Origin of the sequence: Neobacillus sp. NPDC058068 (assembly GCF_042885335.1) — a bacterium.
Classification (GTDB): Bacteria; Bacillota; Bacilli; order Bacillales; family Cytobacillaceae; genus Neobacillus.
Genome location: NZ_JBHVSI010000003.1, coordinates 273,061 through 297,457, shown reverse-complemented (window position 1 = coordinate 297,457; position 24,397 = coordinate 273,061). Strand labels below are relative to the sequence as shown.

Sequence of the window (24,397 nt, the reverse complement as noted above, 5' to 3'; positions counted from 1 at the left end):
ATGGCATCCCTATTAAAGTAATTGGGACGAGGAGCCTCGTTCCTTTAATTTTGCTGAAGCAATTTTTTCCTGCTCCATTTTTTAATAAAGACCCCGTGCTTTGGCGAGAAGAACAAGGCTACGATAAATAATACGCCTGTCACCGCTACCATCGTTCCACTGATCGATGCATCTAGAAGGTAGGCAACGTAATACCCGAGCAGCGAACTGACAATACTTAAGGCGATACTAATCATGATCATCCTGCTCAATTTATCTGTTAATAAATAGGCGGTGGCAGCCGGAACTATAATCATCCCTACCACCAGGATTGCTCCTACACTTTCAAAAGAGGCAACAGTTGAGATTGAAACTAAGCTCATTAATAAATAGTGGAAAAACACGACCGGAATTCCTAATGAAGCGGCTAGTGCCGGATCAAACGTGCTGATTTTAAACTGCTTATAAAACAGACTAATGACGAGAATATTTAGGAGAAAGCTTGCTCCTACTCCCCAAACGGCTTTGGGTCCGATACTTTGTCCGTTTATATGCAATGTATCCCACGGGGCATAAGCGATTTCTCCATATAACACACAGTCTAAATCTAAATCTACCTGCCTTGTGTACAAACTAATTAACACAACGCCAACCGCAAATAACGCGGTAAAGACGACGCCAATCGAGGCATCTGCCTGGACACCGCTGTTTTGAAACATCTGGATCAGAAAAACGGTGACTAATCCGATGGCCGCAGCTCCAAACATCATCACCAGCGAGTCTCTTGAGCCGCTGATTAAAAAGGCAATCACAATCCCCGGTAAGACGGAATGGCTGATGGCATCGCCAATCATCGACATTTTTCTTAACACGAGAAAACAGCCTAAAATACTGCAGGATGACCCAACTAGCGCCCCAATTAAGATGATCCAAAAGTGATTCATAAGGATTTCTCCTTTACTCTCTGGTTAGTGAGTGGCTGATATTCACTCTTGGCCGACACTCGTAATCTAGTTTTTGCTAAGACGCCGCGATTCGGGGCAGCGAGGACCGAAATAATAAATAGGACCGTTGCTGATAAGACGATCAGTGGACCTGTAGGCAGATTATTCACCATGGAACTAACCACCGTACCAACAAAGCCGCTGAAAGCTCCAAACAATCCGGCAAGGATGACCATTACATGCAGCTTCTCGGTCCAATACCTTGCCGCAACCGCCGGTGTGATTAATAAAGCCGCCATTAAGACGACACCCACTGCCTGAATCCCAATGACAACAGCGGTCACAATCAGCAGCATCATAAATTGATCTAAAAGAATAGTCGGCAGCCCGATTCCTTTTGCAAAACCCGAATCAAAGGAAAGGAGTTTAAATTCTTTAAAAAATAAGAAACATAGGGCGACAAGAACAGCACTAATCCCGGCAATCGTGTAAACATCCAGTTTAATCATCGAGGCAGCGTGGCCAAACAGAAATTTATCTAACCCGCTTTGATTACCGCTATTACTATGTTGGATTTGGGTTAAGAGGACAATTCCAACCCCAAAAAACACGGTTAAAATAATCCCTAATGCCGAGTCTTGTTTAATGCGCGAATTTCTCGTAATATAGCCAATCGCTGCCGTTGCCAAAATCCCGGCAATGATGGCACCGATGAGAAAGAAAAAGATCGACTTCGTCCCCGTTACCATATAGGCCAGACACACACCCGGAAGAGCCGCATGTGATAAGGCATCTCCCATTAAGGATTGTTTTCGTAAATAGGCAAAACTTCCAATCACACCGCTGCTTAATCCTAACAGCATCGATCCCATTAAAATCCACTGTGTATTGGGGTCTAAAAATAACGAAAACCAATTCATATTGATCACCTCGGGCTGACAATGATGGGCGATGTGTTCGAATCAAGCATGGTTAAGCTCCCACCATATGTCTTCTGTAAATAATCCTTCGTAAACAACTCTTCCGTAGGACCGATGCCAATAAGTTTGACATTTAAGAGCATAATCCAATCAAAATATTCTTTCACCGTATTTAAATCGTGATGGACAACGAGAACGGTTTTTCCTTGGCTTTTTAACTTCATTAGCAGCGCAATAATCGCCTTTTCTGTCGCCGCATCCACTCCAACAAACGGCTCATCCATAAAATAAATTTCTGCGTCCTGCGCAAGTGCTCTTGCTAAAAAGACCCGCTGCTGCTGTCCGCCGGAGAGCTGGCTAATTTGGCGATGGGCATACGAACGCATGCCAACTTGATTTAAACATTCCATAGCATACGCTTTATCTCTCTTATCGGGGCGTCTAAACCACCCTAAATGCCCATATCTCCCCATCATCACTACATCGAGAGCATCCGTAGGAAAATCCCAATCGACTGATTCCCGCTGCGGCACATAGCCTACTCGTTTTCGTGTTTTTTTATAGGATTCACCAAAAATCGCCACGTCTCCAGTAATGGACGGGATTAGTTCTAATATCGCTTTAATCAGCGTCGATTTTCCGGCCCCGTTCGGTCCGATAATCCCAATCAGTTTCCCTTCTGGAACACGAAAGGAAATATCCTCTAATACAGGTTTTTTCTGATAGGCAACCGTTAAATTGTTTACCTTAAGTGGGAACGCCATCCATAATCATCTCCTTTTATTTCAATGCATTCACAATTGTATCGACATTGTGTCTAACCATGCCTATATAGGTCCCTTCCTCCGATCCTTCCGCTCCCATAGCGTCCGAAAAGAGCTCGCCGCCAATTTTCACTTCGTGTCCTTTTTCTTTTGCACCTTCAATCACAGCTTCGATCGCTTTTTTCGGAACACTTGATTCAACAAAAACGGCTTTAATTTTATTTTTGACAAGATAGTCTCGTAGTTCACTAACATCCTTTGATCCATATTCGGAAGCTGTACTAATTCCCTGAAGTCCCATTACTTTAATAGCATAGGCCTCGCCAAAATAACCGAAGGCATCATGGGCAGTCACTAAGACACGAGTCTGTTCTGGGATTGTGGCAATTTGTTCTGTTACGTATTCATCAAGCTCTCTTAACTTATCAATATATTTTTCAGCGTTTTGTTTATAGTCATCAGCGTGTTTCGGATCAAATTTGGACAGTTCCTCGCCGATCGTTTCGGTTGCGGAAATCCAATGTTTCACATTAAACCAAACATGAGGATCAACGCCTTGGGAGCCATCCTTTGCTGAATGAAGTTTTTCTTTAGGAATATTTTTCGTGACGGCAATGGTAGGCTTTTTCTTAGCCATTTTTTCAAAAATATCAACCATTTTCCCTTCTAAATGCAGTCCATTGTAAAAAATCATATCGGCTGTATCCAACTTCTTAATGTCTCCTTGTGAGGCTTTATAAAGATGCGGGTCCACGCCAGATTTCATTAAGCCTGTTGTTTCTACGTGCTCTCCACCGACATTTTCCACGATGTCATTAATCATTCCAATGGTTGTGGTCACACGGATTTTCCCGTTCTCTATCCTCTCCTTTGATACGTCTGCAGCGGAACAGCCTACTAATGAAAACACTAGGACAAGTCCCACGATTGCCCACTTTTTTATCGTCTTCATCAAAATTAAACCCTCCAATTCTAGCATTATCACAATTTTTTTATCTTATGCCATGTTTTTTATACTGTGTAAAATATTTTTCCTTAGTGCAACTTTTATGTTAACCTAGAACCAAGATAAGGTCAACAAAAAACCGTCGGAATTTTTCGACAATAACAGAAGCGCTAACTTAAAGGCGATCGACCGCGCCCTGGATATCCTTCAGACAAAACTATTTTATTAAAAGATAAATGAAAAAAAGCAAGAGGAAAGGATCCTCTTGCTTCTTTATTTCTGATGATAGTTGTATTTAGAACGATCAACTATAACAAAACCTTCGGGATTGTGGAAACGTAATAAATCTCCATTTACTACTCGATCTGATAACGATAATTTTTCCTCGGCCATTTTCCGATTTTTTTCAGCCTTTGCTAACTTGTCAAAGCCTAATTCCATTCCCGTCTTTGAATCATAGAATTTTCCATCAATGGATGTGATGGTTGAACTGACAAAATCACCATTTCGGAAAGGAATTAGATCATCATGCTGTTTAGAAAACAAGTCTGTACCAAATTGGACATACTCTTTCGTATCAATTCCTAACAAGTGAAGCAGTGTTGGAAGAAGATCAATTTGCCCGCCGTATTCATGGTTCACTCCACCAACTAATCCTGGCGCGCGAATCAATAACGGTACTCGCTGCAAGCCAGTGCTTTCAAAAGGGGAAATTTCTTTTCCAAGAACTTGCTCCATTTGCTTATTATTATCTTTTGAAATTCCATAATGGTCACCGTACATAATTATAATCGTATGATCCATTAATCCAGCTTTCTCAAGTGATGCAAAAAACTGCTTTAACGCTTCGTCGGCATAGCGGGCAGTCTGAAAGTACGAGTCGACAGATGGGACACCAGTGGTATGTGGATTAATCGACGCATCTTTTTTATCAATTGGGAACGGAAAATGATTCGTAACTGTTATGAACTTAGTATAAAATGGCTGAGGCAATGATTTTAACAGCGGCATTGATTCCTTTAAAAACGGCTTATCCATAAGCCCATATTGCGCTAGGTCCTCAGGGTCCATTTGGTAGTAACTTGAATCAAAGAACTTATCATATCCAAACGATTTATAAATTTCATCACGATTCCAGAAACTCCCCGAATTCCCATGGAAGACCGCAGACGTGTAGCCACGGGTTCCTAAAATGGCAGGAGCCGCTTGGTACGTGTTTAAACTTTTTGTCATAAAAGCAGAACCTTGGGGTAATCCATATAATGAATTTTCCAACATAAATTCTGCATCAGACGTTTTCCCATGTGCCGTCTGATGGAAAAAATTATCGAAATAAACGGTGTTTTTATCCTTCGTCATTGAATTTAAATATGGGGTTACTTCTTCTCCGTGTAATTTGTAATCAATAAGGAAGTTTTGGAACGACTCAAGATGGAAATAAACGACGTTCATTCCCTTTCCTAAACCAAAGTAATCAGGATTTGGCTCAGCATAATTTGATTTCGTATAATTATTGACTTCTGTAATATCGTCGCTATTTGCCATTACCCTTTGTGCCGATGCTTGCGTACTTTGAACTGCATCATAAATGGTGTAATTGTACATCCCTAAATATTTGACAATATAATTCCGGTCAAATCCTCTTGTTAATAATTCAGGTCGGTCTATTTCCGCTAAACCTAAATTGGCACAAGAAATCGCCAATGAAAGTGAAAATAACGCACCTACCTTTCGGCGATTCACATCTCTAACTTCAATTGTTATAAAACGAGATGCAAGTAACGCCAGCAACAGAAAGAAATCAATGAAGAATAAAAAGTCATAAGGTTTTAATAAGGAAACGACACTGCCGCCAATTTCTCCAGCATTTTTTGTTTGAGTTAGCGTCGGTAACGTAATAAAGTCACTAAAGAAGCGATAATACAAAATATTACTATACAAGAGAACGGATAAAAGGAAATAAATGACCATTAGCCAACTATACTTTTTTCGTCCTTTAAAAAAGAGAGCAAGCCCTAAAAAAAGGAAGGAAGCTCCCAAAGGATTGATAAATAAGAGAAAGTGCTGAAATGGTCCTTCCACGCCTAATCTAAACTGCGTTATTTGTGCTATGTATGTTTTCATCCAAATGAGGAATACAGCCAAATAGAAAAAGGCAAAATATCTCGTAAACATACTTTGACCCTTTTGTAATAGGTTATTCACGTTTCTTCCCTCCACCAGCCAGGTAATATACTATTTTTCTACTTTCAAATGTGTCTCCAACCCCACGAATCCTATTAGCCCTTATCCGGCTCCGGTTCTGGTCCTGATCGCAACGTCAGTGTTTCTTTCACCTTCTGTATATCCAACATATTTTTTTTTGCCATTAAAAGATAACAAATGGCTGAAGGAATGAGGAAAATTTGAAGGACCGCTAAGGTTATGATATAAGAAGTTGGTCCATGATAGCGAGTCGAAATCACGCCGAGCACGATACCGACTCCTACGTTTCCAATGGTTCTGCCTAAACTATTGAACAGATTGGCGATGCTAAAAGCTGTCCCTCGATGCTCTGGTAAATTTACTTCGGTAATAAGGGCGAGCCAGTTTGGTGTGTTTGCAGATTGAGCAGCCGAAGCAAAAAAAGACAAAATAAACAATAAAGCCATCCATGGGTTCATGAATAGCTGACCCATTAAACTAACGAAAATACTTAAAGCATTATTGTCATGAGGCAGCTGCAGATTGTTCATAGGAATTATAAACATTAGTATGTATAGGGGCATCGTAAGAAATACAAAGAACGAGGTTAACATTGCCCTTCCTTTATACGTTTTCTTTTGAAATCTGTCGCCAAGGTGACCAAAGTAAACAGATGTAATTCCTCCAATTTGAAATATGGCATATAGGTATCCCGAAGCAATCATCGCTGTCTCTACACTGTAACCTAATTGTTGAATTTTGAAAATATATAAGGTTGGAAGCCATATGAGACTGCCTGTTGCAATATTCATAAAAAGTGCCTGCAAGAAAAGATACAGATTGCTTCCTTTTAATAAAATCGGTACAATTTGCTTTGCTTCAATAACATAATGATATGATTGATTATTTTCCATGAGACCTTTCAGTTCAGGATCTGCTCCTCCCCTTGCAGGTTCTTTTACGAAAAGGTATAAAATAATGAGAAAAAGGCCTATAAATCCGACGATTTCAAAAGGCCATCTCCAACTTGTGCTGGTTGCAGTTAAAGAAGCCAAAAGGGCTCCTGCAATTCCTCCCAAGCCTTGGGCCATGCCCCAAAGGCTCAAAATCATCCCGCGTTTCTGATATGGAATCGAATCAGTTAATACACTAAAGCCAATAGAGGCAATACACCCTAAACCTATTCCCGTTAATATTTGATAAAAGAGAAGCTCTCCATAGCTCCGGCTAATCGATGTCAAAAATACGGAGACAACCCAAATCAACGTTCCGATGATAATCAGTTTTTTACGTTTGAATTTTCCTGATAGATATCCCCAAAAAACGGAAGAAACAGCTGTAACTAAAATGTTCACAGCTGAAATCGTCCCCAATTTAGCAATTTTCACATGCAAATCGTCTGCAATATACTGAAATAGTGGCGGAAATAATCCGACGATGATATTATCAAAAGCAGCCAAGACAATAAATACAAATATGGTGAATACCAAGTGAGGATTCGTACTTTTCAAAAACAAGAACACACCTTTATCTAGTAAGATGAACTGGTACTATTTTATTGTTTAGTCATAATAAATACATTTTTACCGTTTTAAGCAAGCTGTAGCTTCCACTCAAAACGATTTTCTACTTCTAACATAAATTGAATGATTTCTTCTGCAGCTCGAGAGTTGATAAACTTTCTTTGGCAATGGATGATATGATTCAGCTTTTCTGCATCATTTTCAAGTAATTGGTTAATTTTAGTTTCAATCTGGCTTGGATCTTTGCAGATTACACCCAAATTTAATTTTTCAGCAAAGGTTGGATTGTCCTGTTCTTGACCAGGTAACGCACCTGTGATCATAATCGGTGTATTGGAAGCGAACGCCTCAAACATAACATTTGGACTTCCTCTTGTAAAAGCGATATCTGCCTGAAACATGAGATCTTGAATATCTTTAGTAAAACCGTAAATATCCACTTTAGTTCCATACTTCCCCTTAAGCGATTGCTCTAACTCTGCCTTTAACTTTGCATTTCTACCTGCGACAATTTTCACCGTACAATCAAATTGATCAAAGAGAATCTCAGCAATACTCTTCATATTCCCTACACCTTCACCGCCGCTCATGATTAAGAAGTTTAAAGGTGTGCCAACTTGATAATTTACTTTTTTATTTGTGCTATTTCTAAAAAATCTCGAGCGAACGGGGAACCCTACAACTTTTATATTTTCAGCTGACACCCCATACTCAATACACTTATCACGCGCTTCAATAGTGGGGCTGATGATATAGTCTGCTCTCTTATCCGCCCATAGCGGCGATATGTTCACAAGGTCGGCAATTAGCGTAATAAATGGAATTTTGATAAATTCCTTTTCCAAAATATTCAAAATAGAGCCATTAAAATTTGGATGAACAGATAAAATCAAATCGGGTTTTTCTTCATCAAGTAATTTCAAGAAATTTTTTCTTATAAGCATTTCGATAAATTTGTCAATTAATTCTGGGTTTTCTGCTGAATAGTTAAATACCTTCTCCCATAAATTTTCTGATCTTCTCGTTATGGGCCCGTAGGTCTTGCCAATATTCATTAGTGGATGTCCACCCAATGAAAAGCCATCTACTACATGCACTTTACTATCATGATCCATTCCAATCTTTTCACACAAGGATTCTGTGATGCTTTTATGGCCATGACCAGTGTTATCAGAAGAAATAATTAATATTTTTTTAGTCATATAAAAGACCCTCTCTTAACATTGTTAACCCTTGTCAAACTGCTGTAAAAAAATAAGCAGGGGATACTCACACACATCTTTCTTAGACCTCTGCCCATTTCTGAATGTGACAGGTACCCTTATTCCATTGTACCACTTACTTTGTCAATTCCTCCCTTATTAATATATTCTTAATAATATATTCTTAAGAATATATTAATGGTTTATTTTTTGGGAGGAAACAGAGGGGCGGTTCTCACAATCTAAAACCACTTAAAAGCAATAGCACCGTCCTTCGCTTCATTGTGAGTAGGGAATTTATCACACAAAGCTACTATTAGCGTATTATTTTATAATAAAATTTTACTATTTTTTCTGTTTTTACGAAATATTAATATTATATCAAAATTATCTTTACAAATCTCCTATAACTTTATTTATGACAGACACAAACCATATAGGAGCTGATTGAAAATGAAAAAAAGTTTGATCGCTGGTCTTGCTTGTCTATCCCTTACGGTAACTTCAGGTGTTCCTTGGGCCGTTTTAGCTGCCCCGGAAAAGGGTATAGTTACTGACAATGGACAATCTACCTTACGTTCAATTACGTCTGATGTTGCAGTCATTGCCCATCGCGGTGCCTCTGCATACGGCCCAGAGCATACTCTGACAGCCTATAAACAGGCAATGCAAATGAAAGCAGATTATGTGGAATTCGATTTACAAATGACGAAGGACGGCCACTTGATCGCCTTGCACGATGATACGCTTGAAAGAACGACAAATGCAAAGGAACTCTATCCAGACCGGGCACCATGGCGAGTGAAAGATTTTACACTGGATGAAATTAAACGTCTGGATGCAGGTTCATGGTTTAACGCAAAATTTCCGAACATGGCGAAAAAGGAATATGTCGGACAGCCCGTACCAACTCTTGAAGAAGCGATTAAATTTGTTAAACAAAAAGGAAATGGAAAAGTTGGCCTTTATATGGAAACAAAAGCACCAAATGTCTACCCTGGAATGGAAGAAAAGTTGATTGATATCCTGAAAAAAACGAATGTGCTGAAGGACAAGCATCTTATTCTCGAATCATTCAGTGAGGAAAGCCTTCGCAAATTGAAAACCATGGCGCCAAATGTGAAGCTGATTCAACTTTACACGGCCGATATGCTGAAAGGGAAGGATGTCTATCAGGAATTCAAACGCATCTCTGAATACGCAGCCGGAGTAGGTCCTAGTAAAGAACTTGTTGTTCCAACATTTATGGAAGCCGCACATCAGAATCAACTGCTTGTCCATCCATGGACGGTCAATTCACAGGACGATTTGGCAGCCCTTCTTTCACTTGGTGTTGATGGAGAATTCACGAATAACCCTGACCTGTTAGCAGATTTACTGGATAAGCCGTTTATTTCACATGGTGCAGCGAGCGGGGATGTAACCGACTCTTCAGCCGTATTATGGGCACGTGCAAACGGACCTGCCAATATTCAATTTGAGGTTTCATCGGACCCCAGCTTTAAACACGGTTCCATCGTCAAAACCAGTCATGCAGATGAAAAGCATGATTTCACAGTAAATGTGCCTGTCAACGGATTAAAGCCTGATACTACCTATTATTACCGCGCACATACTGTTTCAAGCAAATATACCGTGAACGGTTCTTTCAAAACAGCACCAGAACAAAACAGTCTAAAACCAATGACAATGGTTTGGGGCGGAGATACTGGCGGTCAGGGAGAGATTCCGCCATATAAAACTTTTCAGGCAATGTCTGCCTTAAATCCGGACTTCTTTCTGTTCAGCGGGGATACCATTTATGCTGATAACAAGACACCGGCAGTTCCTAATCCTCCATCCGAAACCGTACAGGATTTTTGGGCGAAATATAAGGAAAATCGAACAGATGCGGGATTACGCAGTCTTTTACAAAAAACTGCTACCTTTTCTATCTGGGATGACCATGAAGTAACCAATGACTTTTCAGGCCCGTCTGAATCGTTAACTCCGACCGGTTTACGTGCATTCAAGGATTATTGGCCAATTTCGGGGGAACGCAGTTCAGCGGACAAGCTTTACCATACGTATTCATGGGGAAATACGCTTGATATGATGATACTTAACAACCGAGGTTACCGTGATCCCAATACAAAAGCGGATGGTCCGGATAAAACAATGCTCGGGGAAGAACAGTTGAAATGGCTTCAGCAGCAGCTTCTCGAGTCAGATGCTAAGGTTAAACTTGTAGCTACTTCTGTCCCAATCTCTGTTCCGACCGGAAAAGCAAATGCCAGGGATGGATGGGCAAATGGAAATCAAGTGAACCCAAATGATCCTACCGGGTATGAGAACGAGTTCAAAAAAATCTCTGATTTTATCGTGGAAAAAGGAATTAAGAACGTATTTTTCGTCACGACCGATGTCCATTTTGCCCAAGTCATCAAATATGATGCCAATCAAGACGGCAAAACCGATTATCACGAGCTAATCAGCGGTCCGATTGGGGCAGTAAAAATAAATCCTGGCACTTTGGATCCCACCTTTGGCCCAGAGAGCATGTATGCGGAAGGTGATTTTTTCAACTTCGGTGTGTTCCAGGTAGATCCGGCAAATAAACAAGCTACAGTAGAAATCCGCGATGAGAATGGAAAAATCCATTTCAGCCATGCTTTCCAACTTGAAGAGTAGTAGGAAGCAAAGGGACGGTTCTTATGCTTTAAAAGTAGTGCTGTTTATCTGCACATTATAGGTGTCAGGCACCATGTGAAAAATTCACATGGTGCTGCTATTGTTTTCCATTAAACACATAACCTCATTTTGATTAACTTAGTGCATGACATTCACTAATTGAAGGATAAACTAAAAATCGAAAGGAGATTGAAGAATGACATCAAATCTTTATTCAAAAGAAAATACACATAATTTAGCTCAATTAAACAATCTTGCACCAGAACAATTAAAAGCTTTTAATGATTTTAATGTTGCTGCTTTTAAAGAGGGTGCACTATCGAAAAAAGAAAAAGAAATGATTGCGGTGGCCATTACACATGTTACGCAATGTCCTTATTGTATTGATGCTCATACAAAAAATGCGAAAAAAGCTGGTGCTTCTTTGGAGGAATTAGCGGAAGCTGTATTTGTAACAACAGCAGTTGAAGCTGGCGGCACCATTACACATAGTACCCATGTCCATAATGCAAAGGCTCACGATGCGTCAGATGTGCTCTATGCTCGTTCTAACTTAAAAAATTTAGGTCAATTAGGCAAATTTGCACCAGATGGTTTTAAAGGTTATCAAGCATTCAGTACTGCAGCAACAAAAGCTGGTAAACTAAGTACAAAATTTAAAGAAATTATTGCTGTAGCTGTTGCAAACGCTACCCAATGCCCATATTGTATTGACGTTCATACTAAAAACGCAGAAAAACAAGGAGCAACCAGCGAAGAGCTTGCTGAAGCTATCATAGTCACTTCCGCAGTTCGTGCAGGTGCTTCCTACGCTCACATGGCTAATATGATTCAAAGTTACCAAGATTAAGGTTGTGGGAAGCAAAGGAAGCAAAGGGACGGTTCTTATGATTCAAAAATAGGGAACAGAACGGAAAAGAAGCACGAGAACTGTCCCCTCGCTTCCCCCGTCCTACCGCTATTTTTTTTTGTTCCAAAACGGAATGTAGAGGATGAAATAGCTCAGAACCATCACTAGTTCCAGTGATAAGAGGTACCATGGCCACGGACCGAGATAATCTAACAGGGAGGTGCTTTTTGGTTTTTTCATGATATACAGGTAATTTGCACTCAGCAGCTTATTTAGGAAATAGACACAAACTGCATATAGATTCACTAGTAGAATGGTCACCCACATGGAACGAATCGTGGGCCGATAGTGGAAGGCCGCCACCATAAACAAACATGCTAGCACTACTCCTCCATGTGAAACAAAAAATTCGATATATTGAAAATGTGGAAACGAAAACCTGCCCAGATCTGGTGTCAGGATGGCTTGAATAGAACTGCCCAGTCCCGCAAAATACATAAATCGAAAAAGTTTTTCGCTTCTCGCAAGCAACATGACTATGGCCAGTATGACAACCAGATCACTAAGGTGCAGCGGCAAATCTCTCCTTATAGACCAAGCATTTTCAACCACAAGCCAAAGATGTTCCGATACATCAGAAACCACTAAGAGACCCGCAAGAAAGAAACGAATAAGCCTTCCCTTTTCCTCCGTTCTAAGCTCATTCCTAAATAAAAATTGGAGAAGACATAGAGCAAAAATAATCCCGATCGTAAAGAGGTGTTCCACTGAAAAAAGACGGAACGAATCAAGTTTTGAATGAAATTGAAAGTATGCTTGCATCTTAACTACCCCATTAGCTGTGCAGATTTTTTTGGATGATTTCTTAGTTTGGGGCAAATTTAACCAAGACTATACCGATCTGATGGACAGGGAAGCAACGAAGACAAAATGACGCAAAAAAAAGTACACTAATCAAGAATCCTCTTAAAAAAATATAACAAGAATAAATAATAGTGAAATACAAATAATATTTACCATTATTATACTTAGAGGGAGGTATAGCTATAAAGAAAGCAGATTCGATTACTGTATTTCAATTAATCCTATTATCTATGACTGCGATTGGCTTAAAGAATCATGTCATTATTATTTCACCATTGATACAAACCGCAGGAAGAGATTCATGGTTAAGTGTGATTGTTTCACTTTTTTTTGTACTTCTCTGGATTCCTCTTCTATTTTTTATTCATAAAAAAACAAAGCAGCAGCACTTGAATATATGGATGCAAAAATATACTGGAAAATGGCTAGGCAATTTTATTTTTTTCATCGTTATCCTTTACCTGACCATTATGGCGGGAGTGACATTAAGAGAGACAATTACTTGGGTCAATATTACTTTCTTGCCGAAGACCCCCTTTTTTTTGTTGGCAGCTTGTTTTGCTTTGGTTTGTTGGACGTTGGCAGGAACGAGTCTACGTACTCTGAGTATCGTTAATATATTTCTTTTATTCTTTATTATTCTTCTCGGCTTTTTTGTGGCGATTACTAATATTCAATACAAAAATTTATCACTTCTTATGCCCTTTCTCGAACATGGATTTACTCCTGTTTTAAAAGGGACGGTATACCAATGTTCAGGGATGGTGGAATTAATATTCCTTCTGTTTCTACAACACAAAACTGAAACATCCATTCGGTTTCGTGATTTAATCATAACTGCAGTCATCTTAACAATGTTAACAGTTGGCCCACTGATTGGAGCTGTGATTGAATTTGGACCCGTTGAAGCATCAAAACAGCGGTTTCCTCCCTATGAGGAATGGGGTCTGGCCTCTCTAGGAAATTTTATTGAACACGTCGACTTTTTATCCATCTATCAATGGTTATCAGGAGCATTTATCCGAATTTCACTATTTTTGCTACTAATAAGAGAGTATCTTCCATTTAAACAGAAACAAAAATGGTTTCTGCTAATTATTTTAACTGCAATTACTGCTATAGCATTACTGCCGATTAGTGATTTTCAATACTTGCGAATGTTATCTGCGATTATTTTACCATTTACACTCTGGTTCTTCTTAGGCTTATCCGTTTTCCTCGGTCTATTGGCAGCGATTTTTGAAAGAAAAGTATGGAGGCCGAACAATGATATTTAAGAAAAAGAAAAAGACTCAGATTTCAGCTAGAAGTCCTGATGAAAAGGAGATTTCAACAGCATCAAAGTCACTAAACGAACAAACTCTTCGGGAGTTATTCAAAAAAAACGAAGATGTTATTTTTGAACCTTTTAAATTCAATCAGCACAAAGTGATGTTTATTTACTGTAAGGGATTAGTTAAAAACGATATGCTTTATCAAATAATTCCCGAACGTCTGGAAGCTTTTTTTTCGCAATTTCATGTGGAACCTAGCAAGGAAAAGATTCTCGACCTCCTTCGCCTCCCTTCTCTTAAATTGATAGAAAATGATGATGAAGCAGTTTCAGAGATTTTTTCCGGAAAATTGTTGATGGATTTCAATATACCGGGAAGCATTTTTCTAGTTGACGTTTCGGAACGGCCGCAGCGAAACCCAGAAGAAACAAAAACAGAAATAAGTATCTTAGGTCCACGTGACAATTTTATCGAAGACATTTCAATCAATACTGCTTTAATTCGAAAACGACTACGAACAACCTCGCTTGCAAGTAAATCTCTTGAAATTGGCAGGCGAACAAGAACGAAAGTTTCTGTTCTATATATAGATGATATTGCTGATAAGGAAATTTTACAAAAAGTCTTGGAAAAGTTGTCTTCTATTGATATTGATGGACTCTTTAGCGGTACACAATTAGAAGAATTACTAGATAAAAACCCATTCGGTTTGTTTCCGCGTCATGCCTATACGGGACGGCCCGACTTTGCCGTTCAATCTCTCCTTAACGGCAGAATCATTATTTTAATCGATGGGATTGCTTATGCTTATATAACACCTGTAAATCTGTTCTTTCTGTTAAAGAGCACCGAGGATAAGGAACAGAACTATGCATTTAACTCCTTTGAGCGATTGATGCGGATTATCGGAATTCTTGTGGCAACTTTCCTTCCTGGTTTCTGGGTTGCCCTCTCTTCTTTCCATCAGAATCAGCTTCCGCTCACGCTTTTAGCAACAATTGTCGAATCGAGAAGGGGAGTTCCTCTACCCACTTCTCTCGAAGCCTTATTAATGCTGCTTATTTTTGAATTATTTAGAGAAGCTGGTCTGCGCCTGCCAACTGCAGTAGGTCAAACACTCAGCGTAATAGGCGGACTTATTATCGGAGATGCGGCAATTAGAGCAGGCTTAACAAATCCTGCCATGCTTGTTGTCATTTCGGGCTCGACTATTGCTACCTTTACACTGGTGAACCAGTGGTTAATCGGAACAATTTCTATAATACGGTTTTTTGTCATCTTTTGTGTTTCTCTTTTTGGTTTTTTTGGTTTTTTTATCTCAATCTTTATTATTTTAATCTACATTGCACAAATTCGAATTTTCGGGGTTCCTTATTTAGGTTTAGTCACCCGTCTTGACATGATGAATATCATTAAAACTGTTTTTCGTTTACCCGATTCCAAAAAAGGCGACAGAGTAAACTCTTTAAACCCTAACGACCCTACCCGAAAAGAAGGGGAATCCTAATGAGGAGAAAACTGATAAAACACTTGTTTCTTACATTGACCGTGCTGACTGTTTTTCCGATAGCCGGCTGCTGGGATACAAATGAATCCGAGCGAATGGTATATGCTCAAGGGATGGGCGTGGATTATAAGGATGGTCATTATACCATTTATTTACAAGTAATAAATTTACGCTTAATGGCAAAATCTGAGTCCAGCGGAACCGGAGGGCCTCAAGTAAATGTTGAAGTTGGCCATGCCTCGGCTAAAACGTTTGATAAAGCAGTTTTCAACCTCTATAAAAGTACCCAAAGACGCATTTTCTGGGGCCATCTTTCCTATGTTGTTTTCACAGAAAATGCGCTAAAACAAGTTGGTGTCAAAGCAACGATTGATATGTTGGATCGCTATCGCGAGACGCGTTATCGCATTTGGTTTTACGCAACAAAGGAACCACTTTCAAAAGTATTCGTTACAACTCCAATTCTTGATATGTCTACCGCCCTATCAAGGCTAAGTGATCCTAAAGCCACATTCCATCAAAGTTCGTTTATTCGTCCGATCGATATGAGAGAACTGCTTATCGCGCTAAACGAGCCTGGACACGAGGCTAGTATCCCTTTCATAAGCATTTCCAAAAAAAACTGGGTAACAGATAGAGGAAGACATGATGCCATTAAAACAGATGGGATTGCTGTGACTACAAAAGATGCTCTTAAGGGAAAAATAACGAACAATCACGCCTTAGGTTTTAGATGGATGAATAAAGATTTTGTTCGAGACGGGCTACAAGTAAGAAGTAAAGAAGGAACAATGGTTGATCTAATATTTGAAAAGGTAAAGTTAAAGGTACAACCAGTCGTAAAAAATTCGGACATTCATTTTAATGTGCAGATCAAAGCAAAAGGTACAATGCTTGTCTTAGTGAATAAAGTCAATCTTGCTAGTTTAGCATCAGCAGCAGAAAAGGAAATAAAAAAACAAATTATAGAAACGTATTCAAAAGGACTTAACTTCGACGCCGATGTGTATCGACTATCAGAGGTTCTTTATAGGAAAAACGTAAAAGCCTGGAAACAAGCAGAACATAATGGAAAAATTCCGTTAACGAAAGATTCCATTAAGCTAGATATAAATGTGAAAATAGGTCATGGAGCTAAACAACGGGAAGAGCCTACCTTAGAATAACTCTGCCTATAGTTTTTGATTCATTTTGCACATTCCTTTAAGAAAACCACTCGTCAGGAGTGGTTTTCTTATATTATGTCGATGTATTTTCAGAAGAATGATCATTTCTAAACTGCTTAGGAGTTAAACCTGTGTATTTTTTAAAGATCTTTATAAAATAACTTTGATCATTGAAATTTAGCCATGTGCTGATGTCTGAAATCGAATAATTTGTTAATACTAGCAGCTTTTTTGCTTCGTCTACTCGATACCGTTGGATATATTCACTTATCGGTATACCAACTTCTTTTTTAAAAAGGGATGATAAGTAATTGGGACTTAAACGACACATTTCTGCAAGGTGATCAAGTGTGATGTCGCCATAAAGATGGTTATAAATATAATGTTGACAAGCGGTTATGGCGGCAGAATATTTTTCTTCATTTAATTGGTACACACGCTTCGTAAAATCCTTAATGGCTTCCTCCGTTAATTTCAATATTGCTTTAAGGTTTCCTAATTCCTCAAGTTGTTGAATATAGATATCACTTAAAGTAAAGGCCGTTTCCTCATGTAAGCCACCTTCAATGGCTGCTCTGCAAACAAGGGCAATGCCCGTTATCATTAAATTTTTTTCACTTCTTAAGCGATTCCGTTTCGACAATAATCCTAATTCTGCCTCACCGACAATGGAGTAATCGAAGATATCCTGTAATTTATCGATCCGCCCGTTTTTGACATAATCAAGCAACACCAGTTCATAGGAAAGATTGGAGTGAAAAATGAAATTCCTTCTCCCTTTCGAAAGCTCAAGATCCAAATTCTCTGAATCAATTACGACGAGGTCTAACGCATTATTGTTTTGCAGGACAAACTTTTTATCTAACGTTTGATGATAAATCAAATAAAAAACCATTAAACTAATTGTTAAGAGTTGTTGGTTATCTATAATGGGGATAGCTTGATAGTATTCAATAAGATTCCTTTTATTGATGTTTCCTTTAAAAGCATCCATGATCTTCGTAATATTCTCCTCAGATATTGCGGAAACCAGGGAAGGTCCTACAATAATCGATCCTAAAAAATGGTCCGATTCTTTAAGATTGACAAAGAAAAAGTTCAACTTTGAATTTGAAAAGAAGATAGGAAAATCATTTGGATCCTCTTTATACGTATATACACTCATCTGCTCCTTGAACGGGGCATAATAGGGATTACTCCTTAGGTCACTTCTTGAAAATTCGTATTCAAACTCACCAAATTGATTGAGATAATAGACAGGTATTTGATGAACTTCAGATATAAGCTGACAAATATAGTGTAGATCCTCTTTCGATATTTTCATTATTTTCATCTGCTCCATTCATTTTTCGCAACAAGTTATATTGTTTATTTTTTACATTTGAAAAATACTATTATCCGTAAAATAATACAATAAATTATTCTTTATCAGCAATAAAATAGGTGATGTAAGAAATCTAAAACAAAGGGGAAATGAACATGGAATTAACAAATAAAATTGCCGTCATCACTGGTGCAGGAAGTGGCATCGGAAGAGCAAGCAGTTTGAAACTTGCTAGTAACGGGGCAACCGTTGTCTTAGTTGATTTCAATAAAGAAACAGGGGAAGAAACGTTAAAACTTGTGAAAGAGCAAGGTGGAGACGGAATCTTCGTTCAGGCTGATGTATCGAAAAATGAAGATGTGCAAAACTATGTCAATAAAGCAGTAGAAACATATGGACGTATTGATATATTTTTCAATAATGCAGGTATTATCCAAAAGTTCGCACCTTTCACTACAGTGGAAGAATCTGAATTTGACCGGATTATGTCCATCAATGTCAAAGGAGTATTCCTTGGATTGAAATATGTGCTAAAAGTGATGGAAGAGCAAGGAAGCGGATCGATTATTAACACCGCTTCAACTGCAGGAATTCGTCCTGAGCATAGTGTAGCTGTATATTCTGCAAGTAAACATGCGGTTATCGGTTTAACGAAAGGTGCTGCATTAGAATATGCTAAAAAAGGAATCCGTATTAATGCGCTTTGCCCAGGCGGTGTTCAAACAGCTTTAACCGCTAGTGTTGCTGAGCAGTTTGAAAAAGGCGGTTACGTTCCAGAAGAATTTTCAAATATGAGAATGGGTCGTTATGCTGATCCGAACGAACTTGCTGAAATGGTTGCATTCTTAGCATCAGATAAAGCAAGCTATATGACCGGTTCAGTTGCACTAGTAGATGGTGGTTTAACTTTATAGGCTATAGAGACATCGAGTAGGGTTCGAAACATTTACAAGAACATTTTTGTGATATTATAATAATATAGATGGGAAAGAAGGTGCTTTCCAAAATGAATATCCAGTCTAGAGTATTTATTACAGAACTTAGCTCCGCACAAATGTATACGATGAAGCATTGTGTCAGGAGCTTAATCGGGAAGCATACTGTTTCCTATATTCATCGGCTTATAGTTTGCTGAAAAAAGTGTAGTGGTACTATGCTTATTTGAGTATGACTATTTGCCGATGGATAATAGATTAAAGGGCCATAGACAATGCTTTGTCTATGGCCCTTTGTTTTGGATATTTCAATGAGTTTTCACCAAATTGAAGTAGTATTTGTTGGATCTTTCTATACAACAAAACCACCAAAGCAAAGAGCTAGTGTCTTATACGACGCTGTCTCTTTGCTTTTTTTATTTTTAGGAAAAGAGGAATTATGATGAGTTTACTTGGAGTCAGAAATTTAACACACAGTTTTATTGACAAAGTTCTATATAATCAAGCAAGTTTTGATTTATACAAAGGTGAACATATGGGAATTGTAGGCCAAAATGGCGCTGGAAAAAGCACGCTGATAAAAATATTGATGGGAGAAATCATTCCAGATAGCGGAATAATTAAATGGCACTCTACTATTCGTATTGGACATCTTGATCAATATGCGGAAATCAATGGAACCAAAACAATTATCGATTATTTGAAAACAGCATTTGCCCATTTATTTGAACTGGAAAAAAAACTGAATGATCTCTATCAAGAAATGTCCATCACAGGTGATTACGGTCTATTGGAGCAAGCAGCAACATATCAGGAGAAGCTTGAAACGAGTGATTTTTATTTAATAGAAAGTCACATCGATAAAGTGGTTTATGGCTTAGGGATCCATGCAATTGGCATCGATCGCCCCATTCAGGAGTTGAGCGGAGGTCAGAGAGCGAAAGTAATTTTAGCAAAGCTCTTGCTGGAAAAGCCAAATGTTCTATTGTTAGATGAGCCAACAAATTTTCTCGATAAGGAACATGTGGACTGGCTAGCCAATTATTTATCAACTTTCGATGGCGCTTATATCGTTGTATCCCATGATTTTGATTTTTTAGAGAAAATATCCTCTTGTATATGTGATATCGAGTTTGGAACGATCAAAAAATATGCGGGGAAATACTCGGATTTTCTTCGGCAAAAAGAGCATTTGCGAGAAGATTATATCAGACAATACGATGCTCAACAAAAAAAGATCGAAAAGACGGAAGAATTTATTCGAAAAAATATTGCTGGAGTGAATACCAAGATCGCTCAAGGGCGCAGAAAGCAGCTTGAAAGGTTGGAACGACTGGCTCCACCAGCTTTCACTCATATGCGGTCCTTTACCTTTCAGGAAATACCGTCAGTTGCACAAGTGGCGCTCCGTGTAGATAACCTTGAGGTCGGTTATGGTAAACCCCTTTTGCCCAAACTGAACTTCTCAGTTTTAGGAGGAGAAAAACTTGTGATTACAGGCTTTAACGGAATCGGAAAATCTACATTACTCAAAACACTCGTTCATCGTCTTACGGCTGTCGCGGGTAGTTTTCGGTTTTCGGAATCAGTAAAGATTGGTTATTTCGAACAAGATTTAACGTGGGAAGATGGAGCAAAAACACCTATCCAAATCATCTCAGATGGTTACCCAAAATTGAGTGTGAAGGAAATTCGAAGTCGGTTGGCTCAATGTGGTGTGAAGAATACTCATACCACCCAAGCAGTAGCAACGCTAAGTGGCGGTGAACAGTCGAAGGTAAAATTATGCTTACTCCTTCTATCTTCTTACAATTTCCTCATCTTGGATGAACCAACTAATCATTTAGATGCGGAAACAAAAGAAGCCTTACAAAAAGCTTTAATTCAGTTTAAAGGAAGTATATTACTCGTTTCCCATGAAGAGAAATTCTATCAACAGTGGGCAGATCGTTTTCTAAATATCGAGGACGCCATAAAATAAAGCTCCAATTATTCATTAATAAACAGTTAAAAGTCCCTTAGACTAAAGGGGCTTTTTTCATTGTTGGACAAATCCGTTCAATTACTTCCTCTCTTTGCATGAATACAAATCAATGGTAAACTGATTAATAATCTTTAAAACAATAACCATATTAATAGAAAAGGAACGGCTATTGTGAAAAAACAAAGAACAGATCCTCGTGTTATTCGCACACAACGCCTGTTAAAACATGCTTTAATCGATTTAATGGAAGAGCGGAAATTTGAGCAAATTACCGTTCAAGATATTTCAGATCGTGCCTCCATTAAACGTGTTACTTTTTATTTGCATTATAAAGATAAGAATGCTCTCTTGATTCAAAGTATCGATGATGTGCTAAGCGAACTACGTGAACAGATTACAAAATGCATTTCCTATCCGAATGATTTTGAATTCCGTGAGAATGAACCCCATCCTAGTTTTATTGAATTGTTTCACCAGATTGCAGCGCAATTTCCTTTTTATAAAGCCCTGCTTGTTAAGAACCGTGTGGCTTATCTAACAAATGGGTTGCTCGAAATCATTCACGAATTCGTTTCTGAAGGAATCAATCAAACTGAGCCAGATGACAATAATCTTACTGCAAATAGAGATCTAATCATTAAATATGTTGAATCTGCTTTCCTAGAAGTAATCATTTGGTGGGTGGAAAATAATATGCACTATTCCGAACATGAGATGGCGGTCCAATTAATGGCCTTGTCCATCAAAGGGCCCTATCACCATATTCCTACTAAATAACAACTTAAACGAAATAATCTTTTAATATAAAGCCGCTCAACTTATCGATAGATAAGCTTGAGCGGCTTTTTTCATTTTTTGGCTTAAAGTGCGGTCCAACCACCGTCAATGACAAGTTCTGAACCAGTTACAAAGCGTGCCTCGTCAGATGCTAGATAAAGGACTCCGTAAGCAACATCCTCAGGTTTTCCAAAGTAAGGGAGCTGTGTAAAGGTTTGATAATATGGTAAGGCCTCTTTAAAAGATTCCTTCGTCATTGGCGTTTCAATAATTCCAGGATGCACAGAATTTACCCGAATTTTATCTTTGGAAAATTCCACAGCAGCTGCTTTTGTTAATGAACGGAGCGCTCCTTTTGCAGCTGTATATGGACTTGTCCCTGCCATACCTACAATTCCACCGATAGATGAAATATTGATGAGTGAACCTCCACCGGCTTTCTTCATTTCAGGTATTACGTATTTCATGCCGATGACACAACCGGATAAATTCACATCCATTACTTTTTCCCACTGGTCCATTCCAATCGTGGCAATCGTTTTAGGTTCTGCGATTCCCGCATTATTTACTAAAATATCAATTTTTCCATAATGATTAATTGTCTCTTCAATAACGTGTTTCCACTCTTCCTCAGATGCAACATTATGTTTCAAGCCAATCGCGTCGCCGCCATCCGCATTAATTTTATTGATTACTTCCGTTAAAGCGTCATCTTTAATGTCCGTTGCCACAACCTTTGCGCCTTCTTTTGCGAACAGAATTGCCTCAGAAGCTCCCATTCCAAAAGCCGCACCCGTGATGATGGCTACTTTTCCAGCTAAACGTCCCATGTCCATTTCCTCCTATATAGTAAACATAATAGATTAAGCAATGATCCAATCATGCCGGCTTTTTATTTCAATCAGGTACCCAAAACCTATTATAAACCCATTATGTCTATTTTGTGAACTAATTTACATCATGTAAATTATGTTAAGGGTGTCAGGCACCACAAAAAGACATTTTTAATGGTTTTGTCCGTCTCCAGTGGACACTGAGATTCCTAAAACTTTTAGGTCTAAAGGATTACCCTAACCTATTACTAAAGATCGAAATTTCTATTTAAGAAGATAAAATCTCCGAAAAGATAGTTTATTCGACAAATTTCCTCTTTTCTCACCTGAATATTCTGATAATATATTGGATAAGATTTTTATCGACAGGAATGATCGTAATACGAATGCGTTTTTCAAGAAAAGGAAGGTGGTTCTATATGAATGTGGGGAAAATCATTAAATATTATCGTGAAAAAGTAAATTTAACCCAAGAGCAACTTGGCAGCGGCATTTGCTCAGTTACTCATATTAGCAAAATTGAACGTGGGATTACGGAATATTCCTCCGAAATCACCACCCTATTAGCAAATAGACTAGGAATTAATATCCAAGTAGAGGTAGAGCGGCTTAAAGGGATTGAAAAACAACTTCATAGGTTACATAATGCGATCATCATGCAAAAACTGGAGGAGGCTGAGGCTACCTTAAATGAACTAGAGGCACTATCCATTCTTTTTGTATCTGATTATCGAAAACAATTTGATCTCCTAAAAGCAAGATTTTTTCTTTTACAAGGAAATGTAGCCAAAGCAAAAAAGTTAATTTTTCAAATTGAAAAGTTTCAGTCAAAATTACCCGCATACGAAAGCAACTTATTAAAACATGTTTTAGGAATCTATTACATTACAAAAAAGGAATTTATTAAAGCAATTGAAATCCTAAAATCGATTAATAACGATCATTATAAAAACCATGAATTTTATTATAATTTAGCCTATTCCTATCATTCCATTGACTCTAAAATATTGGCATATTATTATGCAGAGAAAGCACTAGAATATTTTAAAATCATGAATAATTTTGTTCGAATCATCGATACAGAAACATTGATGCTAGTCCAAATAGGTGACAATGAGTATCTCAATTTCCAAGAGACTGTTGCTAGGTACGAATCCTTAATTCAAACATGTGAAACTTGTAAATTTGATGATAAGAAATCAAAACTGCTTCATAACTGGGCATACAATCATTATCGTCGAAAGGAATTAATCGACGCTCAACAATTATATTTTGAAGCCATGCAATGCTGCGAAAAATACTCTTCCCTTTTTTTACTATCATTCGAGGGCTATATTCGGACTAGTTTTGAGGCAAGACTGTTAGAAAAAGAGGAATTAATAGGACTTGCTCATGAAGGGATAACGATTGCAAAAGAATTAAATGAACTTCTTTTCAAAATTTTATTTACGATGCTTATCTATGAAATAGAGGATAATAGCAAACTTTATCCATTCATTTATGAAAAAGCTATTCCATTTTTCAAAGAAAATCGACTGTTTTGGCTGTCCGAACAATATGAAAAAAGGCTTTTTTCACATTACACCAAAACTCAACAAATCGAAAAAGCTTTTGGAATCGCCCAATCGTTAATTAAAATCTAATTGTTTTTTCCGCTAGTTGCTGCTTGGGATTGGAAATTACTTTGATCACACCCCATGTTTCCCTATATTGAAAATAGAAGTAATTTCTAACCAAAACAGGTAACAATC

At 38.3% G+C, this 24,397-nt stretch carries 19 protein-coding genes; 9 read left to right on the top strand and 10 right to left on the bottom strand.

Going from position 1 to position 24,397, the window contains the following annotated elements:
* Nucleotides 1-44: 44 nt before the first annotated feature.
* The 7 genes from ACFVSW_RS05550 to ACFVSW_RS05520 all read right to left on the bottom strand — a co-directional run bounded on the left by ACFVSW_RS05550 (nucleotide 45) and on the right by ACFVSW_RS05520 (nucleotide 8,462).
* Nucleotides 45-923 carry a metal ABC transporter permease gene (locus ACFVSW_RS05550; RefSeq protein ID WP_387313225.1) on the bottom strand — a complete coding sequence of 293 codons (879 nt, stop codon included), beginning with the start codon at nucleotides 921-923 and terminating at the stop codon, nucleotides 45-47.
* Nucleotides 920-1,843 (bottom strand): metal ABC transporter permease, encoded by a 924-nt coding sequence (locus ACFVSW_RS05545; RefSeq protein ID WP_387313222.1) that lies wholly within the window; start codon nucleotides 1,841-1,843, stop codon nucleotides 920-922. The genes ACFVSW_RS05550 and ACFVSW_RS05545 overlap by 4 nt, the downstream gene beginning before the upstream one ends.
* A 5-nt stretch (nucleotides 1,844-1,848) precedes the next feature.
* Complete coding sequence (locus tag ACFVSW_RS05540; protein ID WP_387313220.1) at nucleotides 1,849-2,607, bottom strand: metal ABC transporter ATP-binding protein; 759 nt, start codon at nucleotides 2,605-2,607, stop codon at nucleotides 1,849-1,851.
* Between the two features lie 16 nt (nucleotides 2,608-2,623).
* Nucleotides 2,624-3,559 (bottom strand): metal ABC transporter solute-binding protein, Zn/Mn family, encoded by a 936-nt coding sequence (locus ACFVSW_RS05535; RefSeq protein WP_387313440.1) that lies wholly within the window; start codon nucleotides 3,557-3,559, stop codon nucleotides 2,624-2,626.
* 267 nt (nucleotides 3,560-3,826) lie between these two features.
* A complete protein-coding gene (gene ltaS / locus ACFVSW_RS05530) occupies nucleotides 3,827-5,758 on the bottom strand; it encodes a lipoteichoic acid synthase (protein ID WP_387313217.1) in 1,932 nt (643 codons plus the stop codon).
* Between the two features lie 74 nt (nucleotides 5,759-5,832).
* The gene (locus ACFVSW_RS05525; protein ID WP_387313214.1) at nucleotides 5,833-7,248 is read right to left on the bottom strand and encodes an MFS transporter; all 1,416 of its coding nucleotides are present in this window, start codon (nucleotides 7,246-7,248) and stop codon (nucleotides 5,833-5,835) included.
* An 80-nt stretch (nucleotides 7,249-7,328) separates the two neighbouring features.
* Complete coding sequence (locus ACFVSW_RS05520; RefSeq protein WP_387313212.1) at nucleotides 7,329-8,462, bottom strand: MGDG synthase family glycosyltransferase; 1,134 nt, start codon at nucleotides 8,460-8,462, stop codon at nucleotides 7,329-7,331.
* Between the two features lie 453 nt (nucleotides 8,463-8,915).
* Between ACFVSW_RS05520 and ACFVSW_RS05515 the strand changes: the two genes are divergently transcribed.
* Nucleotides 8,916-11,132, top strand: a complete 2,217-nt coding sequence (locus ACFVSW_RS05515) for a glycerophosphodiester phosphodiesterase family protein (protein ID WP_387313209.1) — start codon at nucleotides 8,916-8,918, stop codon at nucleotides 11,130-11,132.
* A 196-nt stretch (nucleotides 11,133-11,328) separates the two neighbouring features.
* Nucleotides 11,329-11,982, top strand: coding sequence for a carboxymuconolactone decarboxylase family protein (locus tag ACFVSW_RS05510; RefSeq protein WP_387313207.1), 654 nt, complete (start codon nucleotides 11,329-11,331; stop codon nucleotides 11,980-11,982).
* Nucleotides 11,983-12,090: 108 nt separating this feature from the next.
* Here the strand turns inward: ACFVSW_RS05510 and ACFVSW_RS05505 are convergent, their stop codons facing one another.
* The gene (locus tag ACFVSW_RS05505) at nucleotides 12,091-12,804 is read right to left on the bottom strand and encodes a YwaF family protein (RefSeq protein ID WP_387313205.1); all 714 of its coding nucleotides are present in this window, start codon (nucleotides 12,802-12,804) and stop codon (nucleotides 12,091-12,093) included.
* A gap of 218 nt (nucleotides 12,805-13,022) precedes the next feature.
* Here ACFVSW_RS05505 and ACFVSW_RS05500 point away from each other — a divergent pair, with 218 nt between their 5' ends.
* Genes ACFVSW_RS05500 through ACFVSW_RS05490 form a run of 3 tightly spaced genes read left to right on the top strand, consistent with a single transcriptional unit; the run spans nucleotide 13,023 to nucleotide 16,793 of the window.
* Nucleotides 13,023-14,123, top strand: a complete 1,101-nt coding sequence (locus ACFVSW_RS05500; protein WP_387313437.1) for a GerAB/ArcD/ProY family transporter — start codon at nucleotides 13,023-13,025, stop codon at nucleotides 14,121-14,123.
* Entirely contained in the window at nucleotides 14,113-15,627 is a 1,515-nt protein-coding gene (locus ACFVSW_RS05495; RefSeq protein WP_387313202.1) for a spore germination protein, read from the top strand. The genes ACFVSW_RS05500 and ACFVSW_RS05495 overlap by 11 nt, the downstream gene beginning before the upstream one ends.
* A complete protein-coding gene (locus ACFVSW_RS05490) occupies nucleotides 15,627-16,793 on the top strand; it encodes a Ger(x)C family spore germination protein (RefSeq protein ID WP_387313199.1) in 1,167 nt (388 codons plus the stop codon). Before ACFVSW_RS05495 ends, ACFVSW_RS05490 begins: the two co-directional genes overlap by 1 nt.
* 73 nt (nucleotides 16,794-16,866) lie before the next feature.
* On the opposite strand, the gene ACFVSW_RS05485 is transcribed toward ACFVSW_RS05490, so the two are convergent.
* Entirely contained in the window at nucleotides 16,867-18,117 is a 1,251-nt protein-coding gene (locus ACFVSW_RS05485; RefSeq protein WP_387313196.1) for a helix-turn-helix domain-containing protein, read from the bottom strand.
* 155 nt (nucleotides 18,118-18,272) lie between these two features.
* On the opposite strand from ACFVSW_RS05485, the gene ACFVSW_RS05480 reads away from it, so the two are divergent.
* From ACFVSW_RS05480 to ACFVSW_RS05470, 3 genes are all read left to right on the top strand, one after another.
* The gene (locus ACFVSW_RS05480; RefSeq protein ID WP_387313193.1) at nucleotides 18,273-19,031 is read left to right on the top strand and encodes an SDR family NAD(P)-dependent oxidoreductase; all 759 of its coding nucleotides are present in this window, start codon (nucleotides 18,273-18,275) and stop codon (nucleotides 19,029-19,031) included.
* Nucleotides 19,032-19,494: 463 nt separating this feature from the next.
* Nucleotides 19,495-21,033 (top strand): ABC-F family ATP-binding cassette domain-containing protein, encoded by a 1,539-nt coding sequence (locus ACFVSW_RS05475; RefSeq protein ID WP_387313190.1) that lies wholly within the window; start codon nucleotides 19,495-19,497, stop codon nucleotides 21,031-21,033.
* Nucleotides 21,034-21,207: 174 nt separating this feature from the next.
* The gene (locus ACFVSW_RS05470) at nucleotides 21,208-21,813 is read left to right on the top strand and encodes a TetR/AcrR family transcriptional regulator (protein WP_387313188.1); all 606 of its coding nucleotides are present in this window, start codon (nucleotides 21,208-21,210) and stop codon (nucleotides 21,811-21,813) included.
* Between the two features lie 83 nt (nucleotides 21,814-21,896).
* Here ACFVSW_RS05470 and ACFVSW_RS05465 read toward each other — a convergent pair whose 3' ends face one another.
* A complete protein-coding gene (locus ACFVSW_RS05465) occupies nucleotides 21,897-22,643 on the bottom strand; it encodes an SDR family NAD(P)-dependent oxidoreductase (protein WP_387313186.1) in 747 nt (248 codons plus the stop codon).
* 422 nt (nucleotides 22,644-23,065) lie between these two features.
* Between ACFVSW_RS05465 and ACFVSW_RS05460 the strand changes: the two genes are divergently transcribed.
* Nucleotides 23,066-24,289 carry a helix-turn-helix domain-containing protein gene (locus ACFVSW_RS05460; protein WP_387313184.1) on the top strand — a complete coding sequence of 408 codons (1,224 nt, stop codon included), beginning with the start codon at nucleotides 23,066-23,068 and terminating at the stop codon, nucleotides 24,287-24,289.
* The last annotated feature ends 108 nt before the right edge of the window (nucleotides 24,290-24,397 follow it).